This is a genomic window from Pseudomonas sp. MCal1 (genome assembly GCF_026341415.1).
In the GTDB taxonomy this organism is placed as follows: Bacteria; Pseudomonadota; Gammaproteobacteria; order Pseudomonadales; family Pseudomonadaceae; genus Aquipseudomonas.
Genome location: NZ_JAKUMP010000006.1, coordinates 145,855 through 162,255, shown reverse-complemented (window position 1 = coordinate 162,255; position 16,401 = coordinate 145,855). Strand labels below are relative to the sequence as shown.

At 59.0% G+C, this 16,401-nt stretch carries 18 protein-coding genes and 1 tRNA gene; 10 read left to right on the top strand and 9 right to left on the bottom strand.

All coding sequences use genetic code 11. The annotated features are described in order from the left end of the window. Nucleotides 1–8 precede the first annotated feature (8 nt). Nucleotides 9–1,058, bottom strand: a complete 1,050-nt coding sequence (gene queA / locus MKZ87_RS12210) for a tRNA preQ1(34) S-adenosylmethionine ribosyltransferase-isomerase QueA (RefSeq protein WP_085701759.1) — start codon at nucleotides 1,056–1,058, stop codon at nucleotides 9–11. A gap of 108 nt (nucleotides 1,059–1,166) precedes the next feature. On the opposite strand from queA, the gene MKZ87_RS12205 reads away from it, so the two are divergent. Continuing rightward, a tRNA-Leu gene (locus MKZ87_RS12205) sits at nucleotides 1,167–1,251 on the top strand. A 93-nt stretch (nucleotides 1,252–1,344) separates the two neighbouring features. Further along, entirely contained in the window at nucleotides 1,345–1,674 is a 330-nt protein-coding gene (locus MKZ87_RS12200; protein WP_085701760.1) for a hypothetical protein, read from the top strand. A gap of 42 nt (nucleotides 1,675–1,716) precedes the next feature. Here MKZ87_RS12200 and MKZ87_RS12195 read toward each other — a convergent pair whose 3' ends face one another. Beyond that, nucleotides 1,717–2,466, bottom strand: a complete 750-nt coding sequence (locus MKZ87_RS12195) for a hypothetical protein (RefSeq protein ID WP_085701761.1) — start codon at nucleotides 2,464–2,466, stop codon at nucleotides 1,717–1,719. Between the two features lie 118 nt (nucleotides 2,467–2,584). Between MKZ87_RS12195 and MKZ87_RS12190 the strand changes: the two genes are divergently transcribed. The 3 genes from MKZ87_RS12190 (at nucleotide 2,585) to MKZ87_RS12180 (ending at nucleotide 5,808) form a co-directional block, all read left to right on the top strand. Further along, complete coding sequence (locus MKZ87_RS12190) at nucleotides 2,585–2,959, top strand: hypothetical protein (RefSeq protein ID WP_085699875.1); 375 nt, start codon at nucleotides 2,585–2,587, stop codon at nucleotides 2,957–2,959. 111 nt (nucleotides 2,960–3,070) lie between these two features. Further along, the gene (locus MKZ87_RS12185; protein ID WP_085701762.1) at nucleotides 3,071–3,817 is read left to right on the top strand and encodes a hypothetical protein; all 747 of its coding nucleotides are present in this window, start codon (nucleotides 3,071–3,073) and stop codon (nucleotides 3,815–3,817) included. Nucleotides 3,818–3,888: 71 nt separating this feature from the next. Continuing rightward, nucleotides 3,889–5,808, top strand: a complete 1,920-nt coding sequence (locus tag MKZ87_RS12180; RefSeq protein ID WP_085701763.1) for an alkaline phosphatase D family protein — start codon at nucleotides 3,889–3,891, stop codon at nucleotides 5,806–5,808. 51 nt (nucleotides 5,809–5,859) lie between these two features. On the opposite strand, the gene MKZ87_RS12175 is transcribed toward MKZ87_RS12180, so the two are convergent. Then, nucleotides 5,860–7,032, bottom strand: coding sequence for an aspartate aminotransferase family protein (locus MKZ87_RS12175; protein ID WP_266200970.1), 1,173 nt, complete (start codon nucleotides 7,030–7,032; stop codon nucleotides 5,860–5,862). A gap of 102 nt (nucleotides 7,033–7,134) precedes the next feature. Here MKZ87_RS12175 and MKZ87_RS12170 point away from each other — a divergent pair, with 102 nt between their 5' ends. The 4 genes from MKZ87_RS12170 (at nucleotide 7,135) to MKZ87_RS12155 (ending at nucleotide 9,957) form a co-directional block, all read left to right on the top strand. Next, complete coding sequence (locus MKZ87_RS12170; protein ID WP_085701765.1) at nucleotides 7,135–8,040, top strand: LysR family transcriptional regulator; 906 nt, start codon at nucleotides 7,135–7,137, stop codon at nucleotides 8,038–8,040. A gap of 45 nt (nucleotides 8,041–8,085) precedes the next feature. After that, nucleotides 8,086–8,490: a GNAT family N-acetyltransferase gene (locus MKZ87_RS12165; protein WP_085701766.1), complete on the top strand. Its 405-nt coding sequence runs from the start codon at nucleotides 8,086–8,088 to the stop codon at nucleotides 8,488–8,490. A 64-nt stretch (nucleotides 8,491–8,554) separates the two neighbouring features. Continuing rightward, nucleotides 8,555–9,079: a hypothetical protein gene (locus tag MKZ87_RS12160; RefSeq protein ID WP_085701767.1), complete on the top strand. Its 525-nt coding sequence runs from the start codon at nucleotides 8,555–8,557 to the stop codon at nucleotides 9,077–9,079. 173 nt (nucleotides 9,080–9,252) lie between these two features. Continuing rightward, nucleotides 9,253–9,957: a hypothetical protein gene (locus tag MKZ87_RS12155; protein WP_085701768.1), complete on the top strand. Its 705-nt coding sequence runs from the start codon at nucleotides 9,253–9,255 to the stop codon at nucleotides 9,955–9,957. 69 nt (nucleotides 9,958–10,026) lie between these two features. Here the strand turns inward: MKZ87_RS12155 and MKZ87_RS12150 are convergent, their stop codons facing one another. The 6 genes from MKZ87_RS12150 to cyoA all read right to left on the bottom strand — a co-directional run bounded on the left by MKZ87_RS12150 (nucleotide 10,027) and on the right by cyoA (nucleotide 15,587). Continuing rightward, nucleotides 10,027–10,518 (bottom strand): RidA family protein, encoded by a 492-nt coding sequence (locus tag MKZ87_RS12150; RefSeq protein WP_085699892.1) that lies wholly within the window; start codon nucleotides 10,516–10,518, stop codon nucleotides 10,027–10,029. Between the two features lie 230 nt (nucleotides 10,519–10,748). After that, nucleotides 10,749–11,636, bottom strand: coding sequence for a heme o synthase (cyoE, locus tag MKZ87_RS12145; protein WP_039765651.1), 888 nt, complete (start codon nucleotides 11,634–11,636; stop codon nucleotides 10,749–10,751). A gap of 10 nt (nucleotides 11,637–11,646) precedes the next feature. Then, the gene (gene cyoD / locus MKZ87_RS12140; RefSeq protein ID WP_065261339.1) at nucleotides 11,647–11,982 is read right to left on the bottom strand and encodes a cytochrome o ubiquinol oxidase subunit IV; all 336 of its coding nucleotides are present in this window, start codon (nucleotides 11,980–11,982) and stop codon (nucleotides 11,647–11,649) included. After that, entirely contained in the window at nucleotides 11,982–12,608 is a 627-nt protein-coding gene (locus MKZ87_RS12135; protein WP_065261340.1) for a cytochrome o ubiquinol oxidase subunit III, read from the bottom strand. Before MKZ87_RS12135 ends, cyoD begins: the two co-directional genes overlap by 1 nt. Before the next feature lie 3 nt (nucleotides 12,609–12,611). Beyond that, nucleotides 12,612–14,642 (bottom strand): cytochrome o ubiquinol oxidase subunit I, encoded by a 2,031-nt coding sequence (gene cyoB, locus MKZ87_RS12130; protein WP_085701769.1) that lies wholly within the window; start codon nucleotides 14,640–14,642, stop codon nucleotides 12,612–12,614. 3 nt (nucleotides 14,643–14,645) lie between these two features. Beyond that, the gene (gene cyoA / locus MKZ87_RS12125) at nucleotides 14,646–15,587 is read right to left on the bottom strand and encodes a ubiquinol oxidase subunit II (RefSeq protein WP_085606895.1); all 942 of its coding nucleotides are present in this window, start codon (nucleotides 15,585–15,587) and stop codon (nucleotides 14,646–14,648) included. A 347-nt stretch (nucleotides 15,588–15,934) separates the two neighbouring features. Here cyoA and MKZ87_RS12120 point away from each other — a divergent pair, with 347 nt between their 5' ends. Beyond that, nucleotides 15,935–16,270, top strand: a complete 336-nt coding sequence (locus MKZ87_RS12120; protein ID WP_139834795.1) for a hypothetical protein — start codon at nucleotides 15,935–15,937, stop codon at nucleotides 16,268–16,270. Nucleotides 16,271–16,401: the final 131 nt, after the last annotated feature.

Genomic DNA, 16,401 nt, shown 5'->3' with positions numbered 1-16,401 from the left:
TTGGCGACTCATAGTGTTTCCTCAGGGCCACGTGGTGCGGGATTACGGGTAATGAACATCGCATCACCGTAGCTGAAAAAGCGGTATTGGTTGTCGACGGCAGCTTTGTAGGCGGCCATGGTCTCGGGATAACCGGCAAACGCCGAAACCAGCATCAACAGCGTGGATTCGGGCAAATGGAAATTGGTGACCAGCGCATCGACCACATGGAACGGCCGGCCCGGGAAGATAAAGATGTCGGTGTCGCCGCTGAACGGCTTGAGCACGCCGTCGCGGGCGGCGCTTTCCAGCGAACGCACGCTGGTGGTGCCGACAGCAATCACTCGACCGCCACGGGCGCGACAGGCCGCGACCGCATCGACCACTTCCTGACCGACTTCCAGCCATTCAGTGTGCATGTGGTGATCTTCGATCTTCTCGACGCGCACTGGCTGGAACGTACCCGCGCCAACGTGCAGCGTGACGAACGCAGTCTCGACGCCCTTGGCGGCGATCGCGTCCATCAGCGTCTGATCAAAATGCAGCCCGGCGGTCGGTGCCGCCACCGCGCCGAGCTTCTCGGCATACACGGTCTGATAGCGCTCGCGATCCGAACCTTCGTCCGGGCGATCTATATAAGGAGGCAACGGCATGTGCCCGACGCGATCGAGCAGCGGCAACACTTCTTCGGCAAACCCCAGCTCGAACAGCGCATCGTGACGCGCCAGCATCTCGGCTTCGCCGCCGCCGTCGATGAGGATCTTCGAACCCGGTTTCGGCGACTTGCTGGAGCGCACATGGGCCAGCACGCGGTGGGAATCGAGCACGCGCTCGATGAGGATTTCCAGCTTGCCGCCGGACTCCTTCTGCCCGAACAGGCGCGCCGGAATCACCCGGGTATTGTTGAACACCATCAGATCGCCGGGGCGCAAATGCTCCAGCAGATCAGTGAATTGACGGTGTGCCAGGGCGCCGCTGACCCCATCCAGGGTCAACAGGCGACTACCGCGACGCTCGGCCAAAGGATGGCGGGCAATCAGCGAATCAGGAAGCTCGAAGGTAAAGTCAGCAACGCGCATGATGGGGTTCGTCTAGCAGGGCCGGAAAGTCTAGCGGAAATATCGAAAATTGACCATGAAACGTGATTGACCAACGGTAGGCACCTCTCTATACTTCGCCGCCATTGAGCCCTGATGGCGGAATTGGTAGACGCGGCGGATTCAAAATCCGTTTTCGAAAGGAGTGGGAGTTCGAGTCTCCCTCGGGGCACCAAAATCAAGAAAGGTCTTGCTTAGCAAGGCCTTTTTTTTCGTCTGTCGGAAAGTGCCGCTGGCCCTCCGGCGTGATCTCGCACAGGTTCACCCCATGGAAACGTCACTGGAAACCGTCGCCCTTTTCTCCCTGAAACTCGCTTACGAGGAAGAAGGCCTGAGCCCGATTCTGCGCGATGACATGGTCATGGGCGACTATCAGAAAGACGTATTCGAACTGCTGGTGCGCCGGGGTGATGTCGAGACGATCCAGTTCAAGATGAACGAGTGCCTGGCGCTGGCGATGGATGCGTTGGGTGGCGTCGAGAAACCGCTGGGGCGGGAACTGCACAAGTTGTCGACCGACCTCAGTCAGGCGCAATCGCTGGAGCAGCTGGATCAGCCGCTCCTCGCGCTCAAGGGTTATCTCAAGGACATTCTGTAATTCAGACGCGCGATCCGGAGAAACGGTGCGACTGCTTTGCAGTCAGCGCCGAGCCTTCAACACCCGAACATCCGTCGCAAAACCGTCCGCACCGACCATTTTCTTCCAGCCCACATACTGGAATTCGCCCCGCCCATCGATGTAATCCCCCTTCTCCACCGACCTGCCGCCGACGATCGCCACGCGTTTTTCCTCACCACAGCCGCCATCCGACGGCCGAACGGTGTAGATCACATACGGCTTCACATATTGCGTGGCGCGAAAGTATTGGCCGCAGACTTCATCGACGGTAATCAGCATGGTTTTCAGGCGTGCTTCGCCGTCCGTGTCTTCGTGAAGTTTGAGGAAGGAAATTTCGCCGACATCGCTGAAGCCGAGCGAACGGGCGCGTTGGTATTCGGGGGAGTTCTGGTGGGCGATGCGGCCTTGCTCGGCGGCCTGGTTCATTCTGTCGGCGAACTCGGCTTTGCCACGGGCAATCATCGCATCGGCCTCGGCCGCCACGTTTTCGCATTGAGCGAATTCCCGCGAGGCGAGGTATTGGGGAGGCAGGTTCGTGCGGCGTTCATTCATGCTCCCCAGGCTGTTCTCCAGATTGCCCATCACCTCAAAGGCGCCGGATACACGACCGCTCTGGACGTCGGCCATTTTTTCCTGCATGCGCTGACAGTTGGCAAGGTAATACTTCCAGCTGTTTTCCGGGTGCTCTTTCCAGGCGGCGAATACCGGGGTCATGGCGCTGGCGAAAGTGATTGCACACAGCAGACGCAGAGCAGGGGCGACTTTTGACATGAGTAGTCCATTACAGGAATCAGGAGTGGCGCGAAGCTACTATTTTGCTATCGTGCCGTCCACTGTCGCCAGGCTTATCAAACGCATGCAACGCGACTGATTCAAAAGGATGAATTCGATGGATGGTGTGATTGCCTTAATGGCTTGGGCCGGCATGTGGGTGTGGGTTGTCCGGCAACGCGGCGCGTGGAATCTGCTTCTCGCCAATGTGCTGGGCGCAGCCAGCGGCATGGTGGTGGCTGTGACGGTCAGCGAGCTCTGTATCGGCCTGTTCGGATCAACCCGACCGCCGATTTACGGCGTCATGGGCATATTGCTGGAAATAATGGCAACGGTTGCCACGCTGGTGGGTGTCTGGATGCTGGTTGCCCGTCGCTCGCAGGCTGAACACCCCGCCATGCGTCAGCTTCAAGGCGCCGCATGCGGCATGGGGGCGTGCTTGGCGGCGATCATATTGTTTGCAATCATCAATTCACCCAAAAACGGCATGTAAATGTCTTCGTGGCGTCAGACTTCCATTTTGGTATCTTGCCGCCCCATCGTCGGGACTCATTCTGCGCGACGCACTGTTTTCAGGTTTTTGCAGGTTTAAGGAAAGGATCGAATGGAGTTTCTGCGTTTTCTGGCATTTGTCGCGGCCTGGGGTTTGATGTGGCGCTGGGTGGTGAAAAACCGCGGCAGCTGGCATTTGTTTTACGCCAACCTGGTCGGTGTAGCGGGCGGTTTCATTGTTTCGATGGTGGTGCTGGCGATCACGTTTTCGCTGTTCCCGTCGGCGCATCGCTACGAAACTGCGCAGACTGAAAACGTCGTGGCACAGCAGGAAGCCGAGCCGACCTCGTTGCTGCCGGAAGCCGAGGCGGTCGCAAGCCCTGCTGTGCTGAAAGACGCGCCGGTGTTTGCCGCTATCGAGCCGGACAACAAGCCTTCTCCAGCGGATTCCGCATTGCTGCCGAACTACGCCAGTCGCGCCCCGAAGACGATGTCGGTGCAAACCGTGATCGACCAGAGTGACGATCAGGGGCGCAAGGCCCTGACGGCGCTGAGCAAAAAATCGCGCGCCGACGCCCAGGGCGACAAATCAATGCTCGCGTATGTGATGTGCAGCCCGTTTGTGACCAGCACCTTGCGCTTCCCCGCCTCTGCCCGGTTTGCCGACAGCAAAAGCCTCACGCCACAGCGCTTCAAGGATCAGGTTTACTCGTTCAGCAACACCGTCACCGCACGGAACATGAATGGCGACGACGTGACCTACCGCTTCGACTGCTCCGTACAGGAACGGCCAAGCGTCGACGCGACACCTGCCGAATGGCGCCTGCTGGCGCTGAAGCTGGAAAAAGCCGGCTCTTAAGCCTGGTTTAAGGGTTCAAGGCGCCGGCTGCGCTATCATCGCCGGCCTGTGCGCCTTGAGCTTTTTCCCCAATGCCTGCGACACCTGATGACCTGAGCCCGTTGCCTGCTGTTCTGGCCGGGCCACTGCTGCGCCGACTGGAACCGACGCGCCTGGTGCTTTGGCTGGTCGGCAGCCGCGAGCTGTCGCTGACCTTGCGCCTGCAAGGCGTAGGAGACATTCCACTGGATGCCGGGAAATGCACGGTCATTCCTGTGGGCACCGGGGCGTTTGTTCACCTGATCGACGTTGCGCTGGAAACGGCCCTGCCCTGCGACACCCGCATCGACTACGACCTGTTGATCGATGGCCAGCAGCCCATCGCCGACTGGGCGCCACACCTGCTCTACGACAACGCCAGCGGCCCGAACTTCGTCCTGCGCTCGCGCATCGACCAGTTGCTCCACGGTTCCTGCCGCAAGCCGCATCACCCGGCCGCCGACGGTCTGCTCTGCGTTGACCGGTTGCTGGCCGCCGAAACTGATCCGCAGCAGCGCCCCGCGCTGTTGATGATGAGTGGTGATCAGGTTTACGCCGATGACGTGGCCGGTCCGATGCTGCGGGCAATTCATGCCCTGATCGAGCGCCTCGGCCTGTTTGGTGAGCACCTCGAAGGCGCGGTGGTCAGCGACAGCGCGATGCTCTACGAACACCCGGCCAGTTACTACCACCGTGCGGATTTGCTGCCGGCACTGGAAAGTAACGAGACACTGCGCGAGCGTTTCTTCGGGGGTGCGCGCAAGCCGATCTTCACCAGCAGCAGCGCCGACAATCACCTCGTGACGTTTGCCGAAGTGATGGCGATGTATTTGCTGGTGTGGTCGCCAACCCCTTGGGCACTGGTCAACCCGCAACCGCCAGCGCTGACGACTGAACGCCTCAAGCGCTATGCCCTCGAGCAGACCCGCATTGACGGGTTCAAGGCCGGACTCGGCCAGGTTGCCCGGGCGTTGGCGCACTTGCCGAGCCTGATGATTTTCGATGACCACGACATCACCGACGACTGGAACCTGTCCGCGCAATGGGAGGAAACGGCCTACGGCCACCCGTTCTCCAAACGCATCATCGGCAACGCGCTGATCGCCTACATGCTGTGTCAGGGCTGGGGCAACCATCCGGATGCATTCAGCGCAGTGCTGGAGAAAACCCGAGGCCTGAGCGCGAGCGGTGACGATCGCTACCTCGACGCGCCCGTGCAGGACGCATTGATCGAGGAACTGCTGCGTTTTCAGCAATGGCATTTCGTATTGCCGACCAGCCCGGCGCTGGTGGTACTCGATACCCGCACCCGACGCTGGCGCAGCGAAATGGCGCTCAAGCAACCGTCGGGTCTGCTGGACTGGGAAGCTCTGAGCGAACTGCAGCAGGAACTGCTCGACCACCCTTCGGCGATCATCGTTTCGCCGGCACCGATCTTCGGTGTGAAGCTGATCGAAACCGTGCAACGAGTCTTCAGCTGGTGCGGTTATCCCCTGCTGGTGGACGCGGAAAACTGGATGGCCCATCGCGGCGCGGCCCAGGTGATCCTGAACATTTTCCGACACTCACGTACACCGGGCAGTTACGTGGTGCTGTCAGGCGACGTGCATTATTCCTTCGTCTACGAAGTCCTGATCCGACATCGCAAGGCCGGCCCGCGCATCTGGCAGATCACCAGCAGCGGCATCAAGAACGAATTCCCGCCGACCCTGCTGGAATGGTTCGACCGCCTCAACCGCTGGCTCTACTCGCCGCGCTCACCGCTCAACTGGCTGACCAAACGCCGCCGCATGCGCATCGTGCCTTATGTGCCCGAGCACGCCGAAGCGGGTGAACGCCTGTGGAATTCGGCGGGGATCGGCCAGGTGTTTTTCAATCAACAGGGACAGCCGAACGACATCATTCAGCACAACGCGAACGGCGCACCGAAGACCCGAATGCTGGCGCCGGATTTGTCGGACTACCCTGATTAAAAAAAATGGCTGCCGAAAAAACGGCAGCCATTTCAGACGCGACCGGGACAATCAGCTTTCGCCCAGCACCCGAGCCACCCCTCTGACAATCATCCCCACCTCCCGCTCATCAATCGTCAGCGGCGGCAGCAGCCGGATCGTCTTGCCGCGAGTGACGTTGATCAGCAGTCCATGATACCGCGCGGCAATCAGTGTCAGGTCGCGGACCGGCTGTTTGAGTTCGATGCCGATCATCAACCCTTGCCCCCGAATCGCCAGCACATTCGGATTGTCCGCCAACTCTGCGCGCAAACGGGTCAGCAGTCGCTCGCCTTGAACCCTGGCATTTTCCAGCAGGCCTTGTTCTTCGATGATCTCAAGCACGGTGCAACCCACCCGACACGCCAATGGATTGCCGCCGAAGGTGCTGCCATGGCTGCCGGGGGTGAACAGATCCGCCGCCCGGCTCCGTGCCAGGCAGGCGCCGATCGGCACGCCGTTACCCAGGCCTTTGGCGAGGGTCATGACGTCGGGAACGATGCCTTCGTGCTGGAACGCGAACCAGCGGCCGGTACGACCGATACCGGTCTGGATTTCGTCGAGCATCAGCAGCCACGCGTGGCGGTTGCACAACTCGCGCAGGGCCTTGAGGTAGCCAGGCGGTGCCAGTTGCACGCCGCTTTCGCCCTGGATCGGCTCGACCAGAATCGCCACGATCCGCTGGCCATGCTTGCGCTGCACTTGCTCCAGCGCTTGAAGATCGCCGAACGGCACTTTGACGAAATCCCCGGGCAAGTGATTGAAACCCAGGCGCACCGCCGGGCCATCGCTGGCGGACAGGGTGCCGAGGGTACGGCCATGAAACGCGTTGGCCATCACCACCACCAGCGGCTGTTCGATACCTTTGCGCCAGCCGTACAGACGCGCCAGTTTCAGCGCGGTTTCGTTGGCCTCGGCACCGGAGTTGTTGAAGAACGCCCGCTCCATCCCCGCCAGCCGCGTCAGCTTCTGCGCCAGCGATTGTTGCCAGTCGATGCTGTAGAGATTGGAAGTGTGCAGCAGCAATCCCGCCTGCTCGCTGATCGCCGAGACGATGCGCGGGTGCGAATGGCCGACATTGGTCACCGCCACGCCCGCCACCGCATCCAGGTATTCGCGGCCCGCCTGATCCCAGAGTCGGGTGCCCAGGCCTCTGATGAAGCTCAAGTCCAGCGGTTGATAAGTGTTCATCAGGGCGGCGGTCATGTCGGCAAACTCCAGCGAGGTGAGAGGTGCTGGCAGTATGGTTATCCACCTGAACTGGATAAACTCGGTAAAACTTCAATCATTTAAAAGCCGGGCTTGATAATGGATTTGTTCCAGTCGATGAGCGTGTACGTCAAGGTTGTGGAATCCGGCAGCATGACGGCGGCCGCGCTGCAGTGCGAAATGTCCACGACCATGGTGGGCAACCACCTGCGGGCGCTGGAGCAACGGCTCGGCGTACAACTGTTGCAACGCACCACCCGCCGCCAGCGACTGACCGAGTTCGGCAGCGTTTACTACCAGCGCTGCCTGGAAGTGCTCGGTCTGGTCGCCGACTCCGAGCGGCTCGCCGAGCAGACGCTCGATGAACCGCGCGGCATCCTGCGAGTTACTGCGCCGCTGACCTTTGGCGTCGAACGCCTGGCCCCGGCGCTCAGTGAGTTTTCCCTGCAATGCCCGCAGGTCAAACTCGATGTGATCCTGACCAACCGCCGTCCGGATCTCCTGGAAAGTGGTCTCGATGTGGCCTTCCGACTGGGGCACTTCGACCAGTCCAACCTGATCGCCCGCCCGCTGATCGACTACACCCTGACCGTCTGCGCCTCCCCGAAATACGTGGCCCGACGCGGCATGCCGCTCACGCCTGAGGAACTGCGCCAGCACGACTGCCTGTCCTTCGCCTATCCCGCCGGTGACGACTGGCAATCGGTGGAAAAGCAGTGGCGCCTCAGCGGCCCGGACGGCGAAATCATGGTCGATGTCAAAGGCCCGATGCTGATCAACAGTTCCGCCGGCCTGCATCAGGCCGCGCGCACCGGCATGGGGATCGTGATGTTGCCGGACGCGCTGGTGGAACAGGATCTGCGCGACGGCCGACTGGTTGTCGTGATGCCGCAATACCAGCCGCCAAACCGCCCGATGCATCTGCTCTACGCGCCTGATCGCTATCGGCTGCCGAAACTGCGTCGCTTCGTCGAGTTCGCCATGCAGACGTGGGGCAGACCGTAAACAACGCGACTACCGTTGGAAATACACCAGGGAAGGGATCAACGAATGAACGAAGACATTTCAGTACGCGATCTCATGTCCACGGAAGTGGAGGCAGCAAGGCAGTTTCTCGAGCGGCACGGCTGGGGCCATCGCACCGGCACCGCCGAACATTTCGCACAGCTTGTTCAGAACTCTCAGCGCACCGCCGTGGCATTGAGCGGCCAGCAGATTGTCGGTTTCGCCCGAGGCCTCACCGATGGTTTGTCCAACGGTTACCTGTCGATGGTAGTGGTCGACGGGCAACATCGGCGCTCGGGCATCGGGCGGGCGCTGGTTGAACATGTGATGGGCGACAACACCGACATCACCTGGGTCCTGCGTGCCGGGCGCGAAGGCGCGGAAGCGTTTTTCGCCAGTCTGGGATTTGAAACATCGGTGATTGCGATGGAGCGTTTGCGGCTGAAATAGCCGACGTTTACTGTGACCCCGGCTATGCTCCACCCTCCTCCTTCTCCAGCATGGATGCTGCGCAATGCTCACGATTCTGCAAAACACCCCGTTGCGGGTTTACCTGATTCTTCTGCTGGTGGTCTGTCTCGGTATCAAGGCATTTTCTCCTCGCCGTGAAAGCCGCGCCTCAATGCTCATAACACCCCCGGCGTTTCTCGCGTGGTCGCTGTACTGCGTGAGTCTGACGATCAACCCGGTCTTGTTTTTGAGCATCTGGTTCGGTTCGCTTATGTTGGGTGGAATCTCGGCCTGGCTGGTGTTCTCCCGGCGGGGCATAGAGCTCGACGACTCCGCGACCGGGCTGATCATGCCCGGCACGGTAAAAACCCTGATCATGTATTTGATGTTCTTTTTCGCAAACTACTACTTCAATTATCAGCATGACGTGCATCCGGAGCGTTCTGCGTCGCCGGACATGCTGCTGTTCAAGGCCGGCATTGCGGGTTTCATGTGCGGCCTGATCGGTACCCGCTCGTTGAAGCTCTACTGGACGCTGCGTAACCTGGCGTCCCGGCGGTTACCGATAAATGCCGTCGCCAATGAATAACGCAGGGCGCTCGCGGTGCCTGGTTACCCATCAGAAAACATCAGGATAAATAATCGGCACCGCCGGCCCCTTGCTCCGTGACAACGCCGCCGCGCTCCCCTAAATTAGTCGGCCTGAAAAAGCCTTCAGCGCTTTCTCGTCTCATCTCAAGTTAAAAAAGTAGTGAAATTTCAATGTCCGATTTCAACACCGCTGAATCCGTAGTCACTCTGTCGTCCAAAGCGGAATACGAAAACTCCATCAATCTTTCACAACACATCCCACAGGCGAAGATCATCAGCGAGATGGTGCTGGACGCGTTCCAGTCGAGCCGCGAGAGCGATCAGATCCGCGAGTTGCGCGCCGCGATCCGTCAGGCCCATGATCGCTTCGATGACGATCAGGCTTACGAACTGATGGGTCAGCTCAAAGCGCTGAAGGACGCCGAGGCCGCTGACACCGCCGCGCTCGAAGACCTGAGCAGCAAATTCCCGATCAGCCGCATCCTGTCCAGCTTCAAGGACGATCCGGCGTTCCAGGAAATCGTCTACGGCCTGGCCCTCAAAGTGCTGAACCAGACCCATCAAGCGATCAGCAACCCGAGCGGCGGCAAGGGCAAAGCCGCACGCGCCAAGAAAGACGTCGAAGTATTCAGCATCAGCAAGGACGGCATCAGCGTGACCTTGCCGATGCGCACACCACGTTCGCGCCTGAGCGTGGATCGCGAGGCGCTGGAATTCCTCGGTTTCACCTTCGTCGGTGAAGGCGATGAGGCGGAAATCGAAGGCGAAACGTTCGTCGACAACGCTGGCACCGAGCACGCGATCAACCGCAAGAACATCATCACCGCCCTGCAACAGCAGACCGCGTTCGACGGTTACAGCATCGCCGCCCAGTAATACCGGCGCTGACGAAAAAGCCCCGCTCTGAAATTCAGGCGGGGCTTTTTGTTGGGCTCTGATTGGCGATTATGCCGATGGGTGCACGGCGGCAATCATGTCGACTTCGATGGCTGCATTCTTCGGCAACTGATAAACGCCGACGGTGGTGCGAGTGTGACGCCCGACATCGCCCAACACATAACTGAATACATCCGAAGCGCCGTTGGCGACTTCGCTGAGGTCAACGAAATCCGGCGTGGACTTCACGTACACCGTGACCCGCAACAACGCCCTGACCTTGTCCAGCGAACCGACTGCATCGACGATGAACGCCAGGCAACGCATGGCGCTGATGCTCGCGGCGGCTTGCGCATCCTTGAGCGTCAGCTCCAGCCCGACCCGGCCGGGATACTGAATCTTGCCCTCGGTGCGCGGCACCATGCCACTGATGTACAGCTCATCGCGATGACGCACCAGCGGCGCGTAATTGCCGCCCACCGTGTTCTCGCCATTGATGTCGTAATTCAGCTCTTTTGCCAGGGCAATGAAGCGCTCGTCGCAGGTCATCCTCTCAGTCATTTCGCCCAGCCTCTTGATCGATGCATGTCGTTGGATCCGAATCTAGGGCTTTTGCCTACCGACCGCAACCTGTCGATTTCGAGCGAGTCGCTTCGGGAGAATGGCTGGTTACCGCGCCCTTTTGGGAGAAGGTCTGTCGGCGACAATTGACGTCGTTTCTCCAGCATCCGAGCAACAAAAAACCCCGCTCATCTCTCGATGAACGGGGTTTCTCGTACAACGTTCGAACCTTACGGCGCGTACGTCAGCAGCAGCTCGGTCGGCACCTTGAAGTCCAGGGACATCATGACGCTCAACGCGGTGATGGTGAAGATCGAGAACACGAACAGCTTGCGTGCCCAGACCGTGTCATCCACCGCCTTGTAGCCGGTCCAGGCCATGTACAGCCAGTACATGCCCATGGCCGCGGCGACGGCGAGGTAGCTCATGCCGGCGTAGCCGCTGAAGGTCAGCATCAGGGTCGCCACGAGGAAAGCCAGGATGTAGAACAGGATGTGCTTCTTGGCCACCTGGATCCCGCGCTTCACTGGCAGCACCGGAATCGATGCGGCCAGGTAATCGTTGAAGCGGAAGATCGCGATGGCGTAGGAATGCGGCATCTGCCACAGGCTGAACATCACCAGCAGAGTCAACGCGGCCATGTCGAAGCTGTTGGTCACGGCCACGTAACCGATCACCGGCGGCATGGCGCCCGACAGACTGCCCACCAGCGTGCCGTGAACCGACTTGCGCTTGAGGTACAGGCTGTAGAAGCCGACGTAGATGATGAAGCCGATCACGGCGAACAGGGCAGCCAACGGGTTGGCCACCTTGTACAGCAACGCAACGCCGGCGACACCCAGGACGGTCGCATAGACCAGGGCCAGTTTCAGGGAGATCAAGCCCTGAACCAGCACCCGGTTTTTGGTGCGCTCCATCTTCAGGTCGATGTCGCGGTCGATGCAGTTGTTGAACACGCAACCGGAGGCCACGACCAGGGAAGTGCCGATCATGGCGGCCAGGAACACCGCCAGATCCACATGCCCTTTCGAGGCCAGGAAGAACCCGCCTGCCACAGAAAGCACGTTACCGAAAATGATCCCCGGTTTGGTGATTTGGATAAAGTGCTTGAGCGACATCGGGTCTACCTCACTTCGCCATCATGAACGTGTGGATGCTGAACATGATCCACAGCGACAGGCCGACCAGCAGCAGGATCACGATGGCCGTAAAGACGAACGCGATCACGTTGTTACGCTGAGCCACGGAGCGGTCCAGGTGCAGGAAGTAATACAGGTGAACGATCACCTGGATCACGGCGAACAGCAGGACGATTGCCAGCGTCGTCGACTTCGGCAGGGTCGGGAACATCACCAGGCCGAACGGGATGACGGTCAGGATTACCGACAGGATGAAGCCGATGGCGTACGACTTTACGCTGCCGTGGCCAGCATCATGGCTGTCATGGGAGTGTGCATTAGCCATTACAGGGTCCCCATCAGGTAAACAACGGTGAATACGCAGATCCACACCACGTCCAGGAAGTGCCAGAACAGGCTCAGGCAGCTCAGACGGGTCTTGTTGGTCGCCGTCAGGCCGTGCTTGTTGACCTGGTACATCATGATGCCCATCCAGATCAGACCCGCGGATACGTGCAGACCGTGGGTACCGACCAAGGTGAAGAACGCCGACAGGAAGCCCGAACGGCTAGGACCGAAGCCCTCGGAGATCAGCAGGTGGAACTCGTTGATCTCCATGGCGATAAAGCCTGCGCCGAGCAGGAAGGTCAGGAACAACCAGCCCAGAACCTGCTGCTTCTTGCCTTTGTACAACGCCAGCATGGCGAAGCCGTAGGTGATCGAACTGAACAACAGCAGAGCGGTTTCGCCCAGCACGTATGGCAGTTCGAAGATGTCGTGGCCCGACGGGCCACCGGCGACGTTGTTTACCAGTACCGCGTATACCGCGAAGATCGACGCAAACAGAATGCAGTCGGTCATCAGGTAGAGCCAGAAACCGTATACGGTCATCTCGCCCGAGTCGTGGTGATGGTCATCGTGCCCATGGTCGTGGCCATGGGCGTGTCCAGCATTGGTCACTAAGTTCGACATTGTTTAAGCCTGTTCCAACTTGGTTTCAACACGGGTCGCGGAAGCAGGGATCTTCCCGGCCGCTACCAGACGCTTGTGCTGCTCGGCTTCGATGCGCTCGATCGTTTCAACCGGAACCATGTAGCCCTGGTCGTCACGTGCAGCGTGGATCACGAAGTAGATGACAGTGCCGGCCAGGCTGGCGATCGCCAACCACCAGATGTGCCAGATCATCGCGAAACCGAATACGGTCAGCAGTGCGCCCATCACCACGCCAGTGGCGGTGTTGTTCGGCATGTGGATCGGCTCGTACTTGGCCGGAGTCTGGTACGCAGTACCGTTTTCCTTGGCTTCGGTGAACGGGTCGATGCAGTCAGCCTTAGGCAGCACAGCGAAGTTGTAGAACGGAGGTGGCGACGAGGTCGACCATTCCAGGGTATGGGCATTCCACGGGTCACCGTGTTCGCACATGTTTTCCGGCTTGTTGCGGTCACGTACCGAGACGTACAGCTGGATCAGCTGGCAAGCGATACCAACGGCGATCAGGATCGCACCGAACATGGCAACGTACAGGTACGGTACCCACTCAGGGTTGGTGGTGGCGTTCAGACGACGGGTCATGCCCATGAAGCCCAGTGCATAGAGCGGCATGAACGCGACGAAGAAGCCCGAGATCCAGAACCAGAACGCTGCTTTACCCCAGCCTTCGTGCAGCTTGAAGCCGAACGCTTTCGGGAAGTAGAAGCCGAAACCTGCGATGTAGCCGAATACCGCACCGCCGATGATCACGTTGTGGAAGTGCGCGATCACGAACAGGCTGTTGTGCAGAACGAAGTCAGCACCCGGGATGGCCAGCAGTACGCCGGTCATGCCGCCGATGGCGAAGGTCACCATGAAGCCCAGAGTCCACAGAACCTGGCTGGTGAAGCGCAGACGGCCCTGGTAGATGGTGAACAGCCAGTTGAACAGTTTCACACCCGTCGGGATGGAAATCAGCATCGTCGCCAGACCGAAGAAGGCGTTGACGCTCGCACCCGAACCCATGGTGAAGAAGTGGTGCAGCCAAACCATGAAGCCCAGTACCGAGATCGCGCCCGAAGCGTAGATCATCGAGTGGTGGCCGAACAGTTTCTTGCCGGTGAAGGCCGAGATCACTTCCGAGAAGATGCCGAAGGCCGGCAGGATCAGGATGTAAACCTCAGGGTGGCCCCACGCCCAGAACAGGTTGACGTACATCATTGGATTGCCACCAAGTTCATTGGTGAAAATGTGGAAATCCATGTAACGGTCAAGGGTCAGCAGTGCCAGGGTAGCGGTCAGGATCGGGAACGAAGCCACGATCAGAACGTTTGCCCAGGTGCAGGTCCAGGTGAAGATCGGCATGTCCATCAGCTTCATGCCCGGGGTACGCATTTTCAGCACGGTCGCCAGGAAGTTAACCCCGGTTAACGTTGTACCCAGACCCGATAGCTGTAGCGCCCAGATGTAGTAGTCCATCCCCACGCCAGGGCTGTACTGCAGACCCGACAGCGGTGGATAGGCAACCCAGCCGGTCTTGGCGAATTCGCCGACGCCCAGGGACAGGTTGATCAGCACGACGCCGGACACCAGCAGCCAGAAGCTCAGGGAGTTCAGGAACGGGAACGCAACGTCACGCGCGCCGATCTGCAGCGGCACTGCAAGGTTCATCAGGCCGGTGAAGAATGGCATCGCCATGAAGATGATCATGATCACACCGTGAGCGGTGAAGATCTGGTCATAGTGTTCAGGTGGCAGGTAGCCAGGCGAACCCTCGGTGGCCATGGCCAGCTGGGTACGCATCATGATGGCGTCGGCAAAGCCGCGCAGCAGCATGACCATGGCGACGATGATGTACATCACGCCGATTTTCTTGTGGTCGACCGACGTCAGCCACTCGGTCCACAGGTAAGTCCACTTCTTGAAGTAGGTGATTGCAGCGAACAACGCCAGACCACCGAGCGCGATCATCGAGATGGTGACCATCACGATCGGCTCGTGGAAAGGGATCGCTTCCCAACTTAATTTACCAAACATCGTTTACTCCTCTGCCCCGGCAGCTGAATGCGAATTCGAGTCCATATCCGTTGCCGCCACTTCTTTCTCTTTCTTCTCGTGCTTCAGCGGCTTGCCCGGTTTCATGCCTTCGTACTTGTCGACGATGGTCTGGAACAGGTTCGGCGTGACCGAGGAGTAGAGCTCGACTGGATTGTTCTGGCTTGGCTTGGCAAGGGCTGCGTATTCAGCTGGTTCAAGCTGTTTAGGTGCCTTTTTGACTTCACTTACCCAGGCGTCGAAATCTTCCTGAGAAGTTGCGATCGCTTTGAATTTCATACCGGTGAAACCAGCGCCGCTGTAGTTGGCGGAGATACCGTCCATTTCAGCGTTGCGGTCAGCGATCAGGTGCAGCTTGGTGGTCATGCCCGCCATCGCGTAGATCTGGCCGCCCAGGCCCGGGATGAAGAACGAGTTCATCACCGCGTCCGAAGTGATCCGGAAGTTAACCGGGGTGTGCGCCGGGAACACGATCTTGTTGACCGTGGCGATGCCTTGTTCCGGGTAGATGAACAGCCACTTCCAGTCCAGCGCGACCACTTCGATGGTCACCGGCTTGACGTCGGATTCGATCGGACGATACGGATCCAGCGAGTGGGTCGACTTGTAGGTGATGTAACCCAGGGCAATGATGATCAGGACCGGGATGGTCCAGACTGCCACTTCGATCTTGGTCGAGTGCGACCATTTCGGGGTGTAGACGGCGTTCTTGTTCGAGGCGCGGTACTTCCAGGCGAACAGGAAGGTCATGACGATGACCGGCACAACAACCAACAGCATCAGCAGCGTAGCGGTGATGATCAGGTTGCGCTGTTCCAGGCCGACCTGGCCCGTTGGATTGAGCAAGGTCATGTTGCAGCCTCCCAGCAACAACGTGCCGAGCAGCGGCACTAGGCCTAGTAATCTGGGGTACCTGTTTTTACTCATCTCACGACCTCTAAAGCAGCTTGCGCAATGCAGTTGGGTTTTGATCGCCAACACTTCACCCTGCCAAGGGTTGGCATTTTCTTTGGATTGAATAAGGGCCGCCCGTCGCGCGTCAGACGCTCGACAAAACCTGGGACAGCGTTCAGTTCTTATTCGAATTCGTGGTCAAAGGCCTTGTTACAGACCAATTCCATTTGGTGCGGAAAGTTGGAAGGCACCGACACCTGGGTGTCTCGCATGCCTCTCGGCTGCTCGACACCCGACTTCCTGCTCGCCTCCTTAATAAAGGCTGAACAGTGCCGGGAATTCAGTGCGGGCGATTGTAGATAGGTAGCGCCCTATACACCATGTCTTATCCCGAAATAATTTTTATCGCTCAGAGCAACAATCCATCACCGTTTTTGCAAAAGTTCCGCATGTTATCGAAATCGATTCTCAACAAAAACACCAAAAAATGTAGGTCTATCGGCATCAGTTCAGACAGCTCCGAGGGCTTTTTCCCACCGCGCGATCCGCGCAAAGCCCGATATGCCAAGGCTTTTGGCCATCTGTCGGAGTCTGTTAAAACTGCCTGTTCCGGCACACGCGTGCAAAAACCGAAAAACGCTGAAACAGACCAATCCTTTTTTGTAACAGCACTCCAATGCGGCCCTGTGAATCGCCCTGCGACAGGGCGTGTGTGACAACATGTCGCACACCTGTCGCACCCTTCCTTGCCGTTCGTCACGGTGTTTTCACACAGACCCTGAAATGCAAAACGCCTCGAGTCGCATCACTGCAAATCGAGGCGTTTGTTTTATCGGCGCAAGCGCCG

What these genes read in the sequence shown, in the direction of transcription:
- queA (WP_085701759.1), bottom strand. Translation starts at nt 1,058, where the DNA reads ATGCGCGTTGCTGACTTTACCTTCGAGCTTCCTGATTCGCTGATTGCC.
- MKZ87_RS12200 (WP_085701760.1), top strand. Translation starts at nt 1,345, where the DNA reads ATGGAAACGTCACTGGAAACCGTCGCCCTTTTCTCCCTGAAACTCGCT.
- MKZ87_RS12195 (WP_085701761.1), bottom strand. Translation starts at nt 2,466, where the DNA reads ATGTCAAAAGTCGCCCCTGCTCTGCGTCTGCTGTGTGCAATCACTTTC.
- MKZ87_RS12190 (WP_085699875.1), top strand. Translation starts at nt 2,585, where the DNA reads ATGGATGGTGTGATTGCCTTAATGGCTTGGGCCGGCATGTGGGTGTGG.
- MKZ87_RS12185 (WP_085701762.1), top strand. Translation starts at nt 3,071, where the DNA reads ATGGAGTTTCTGCGTTTTCTGGCATTTGTCGCGGCCTGGGGTTTGATG.
- MKZ87_RS12180 (WP_085701763.1), top strand. Translation starts at nt 3,889, where the DNA reads ATGCCTGCGACACCTGATGACCTGAGCCCGTTGCCTGCTGTTCTGGCC.
- MKZ87_RS12175 (WP_266200970.1), bottom strand. Translation starts at nt 7,032, where the DNA reads ATGACCGCCGCCCTGATGAACACTTATCAACCGCTGGACTTGAGCTTC.
- MKZ87_RS12170 (WP_085701765.1), top strand. Translation starts at nt 7,135, where the DNA reads ATGGATTTGTTCCAGTCGATGAGCGTGTACGTCAAGGTTGTGGAATCC.
- MKZ87_RS12165 (WP_085701766.1), top strand. Translation starts at nt 8,086, where the DNA reads ATGAACGAAGACATTTCAGTACGCGATCTCATGTCCACGGAAGTGGAG.
- MKZ87_RS12160 (WP_085701767.1), top strand. Translation starts at nt 8,555, where the DNA reads ATGCTCACGATTCTGCAAAACACCCCGTTGCGGGTTTACCTGATTCTT.
- MKZ87_RS12155 (WP_085701768.1), top strand. Translation starts at nt 9,253, where the DNA reads ATGTCCGATTTCAACACCGCTGAATCCGTAGTCACTCTGTCGTCCAAA.
- MKZ87_RS12150 (WP_085699892.1), bottom strand. Translation starts at nt 10,518, where the DNA reads ATGACTGAGAGGATGACCTGCGACGAGCGCTTCATTGCCCTGGCAAAA.
- cyoE (WP_039765651.1), bottom strand. Translation starts at nt 11,636, where the DNA reads ATGTCGCTCAAGCACTTTATCCAAATCACCAAACCGGGGATCATTTTC.
- cyoD (WP_065261339.1), bottom strand. Translation starts at nt 11,982, where the DNA reads ATGGCTAATGCACACTCCCATGACAGCCATGATGCTGGCCACGGCAGC.
- MKZ87_RS12135 (WP_065261340.1), bottom strand. Translation starts at nt 12,608, where the DNA reads ATGTCGAACTTAGTGACCAATGCTGGACACGCCCATGGCCACGACCAT.
- cyoB (WP_085701769.1), bottom strand. Translation starts at nt 14,642, where the DNA reads ATGTTTGGTAAATTAAGTTGGGAAGCGATCCCTTTCCACGAGCCGATC.
- cyoA (WP_085606895.1), bottom strand. Translation starts at nt 15,587, where the DNA reads ATGAGTAAAAACAGGTACCCCAGATTACTAGGCCTAGTGCCGCTGCTC.
- MKZ87_RS12120 (WP_139834795.1), top strand. Translation starts at nt 15,935, where the DNA reads ATGTCTTATCCCGAAATAATTTTTATCGCTCAGAGCAACAATCCATCA.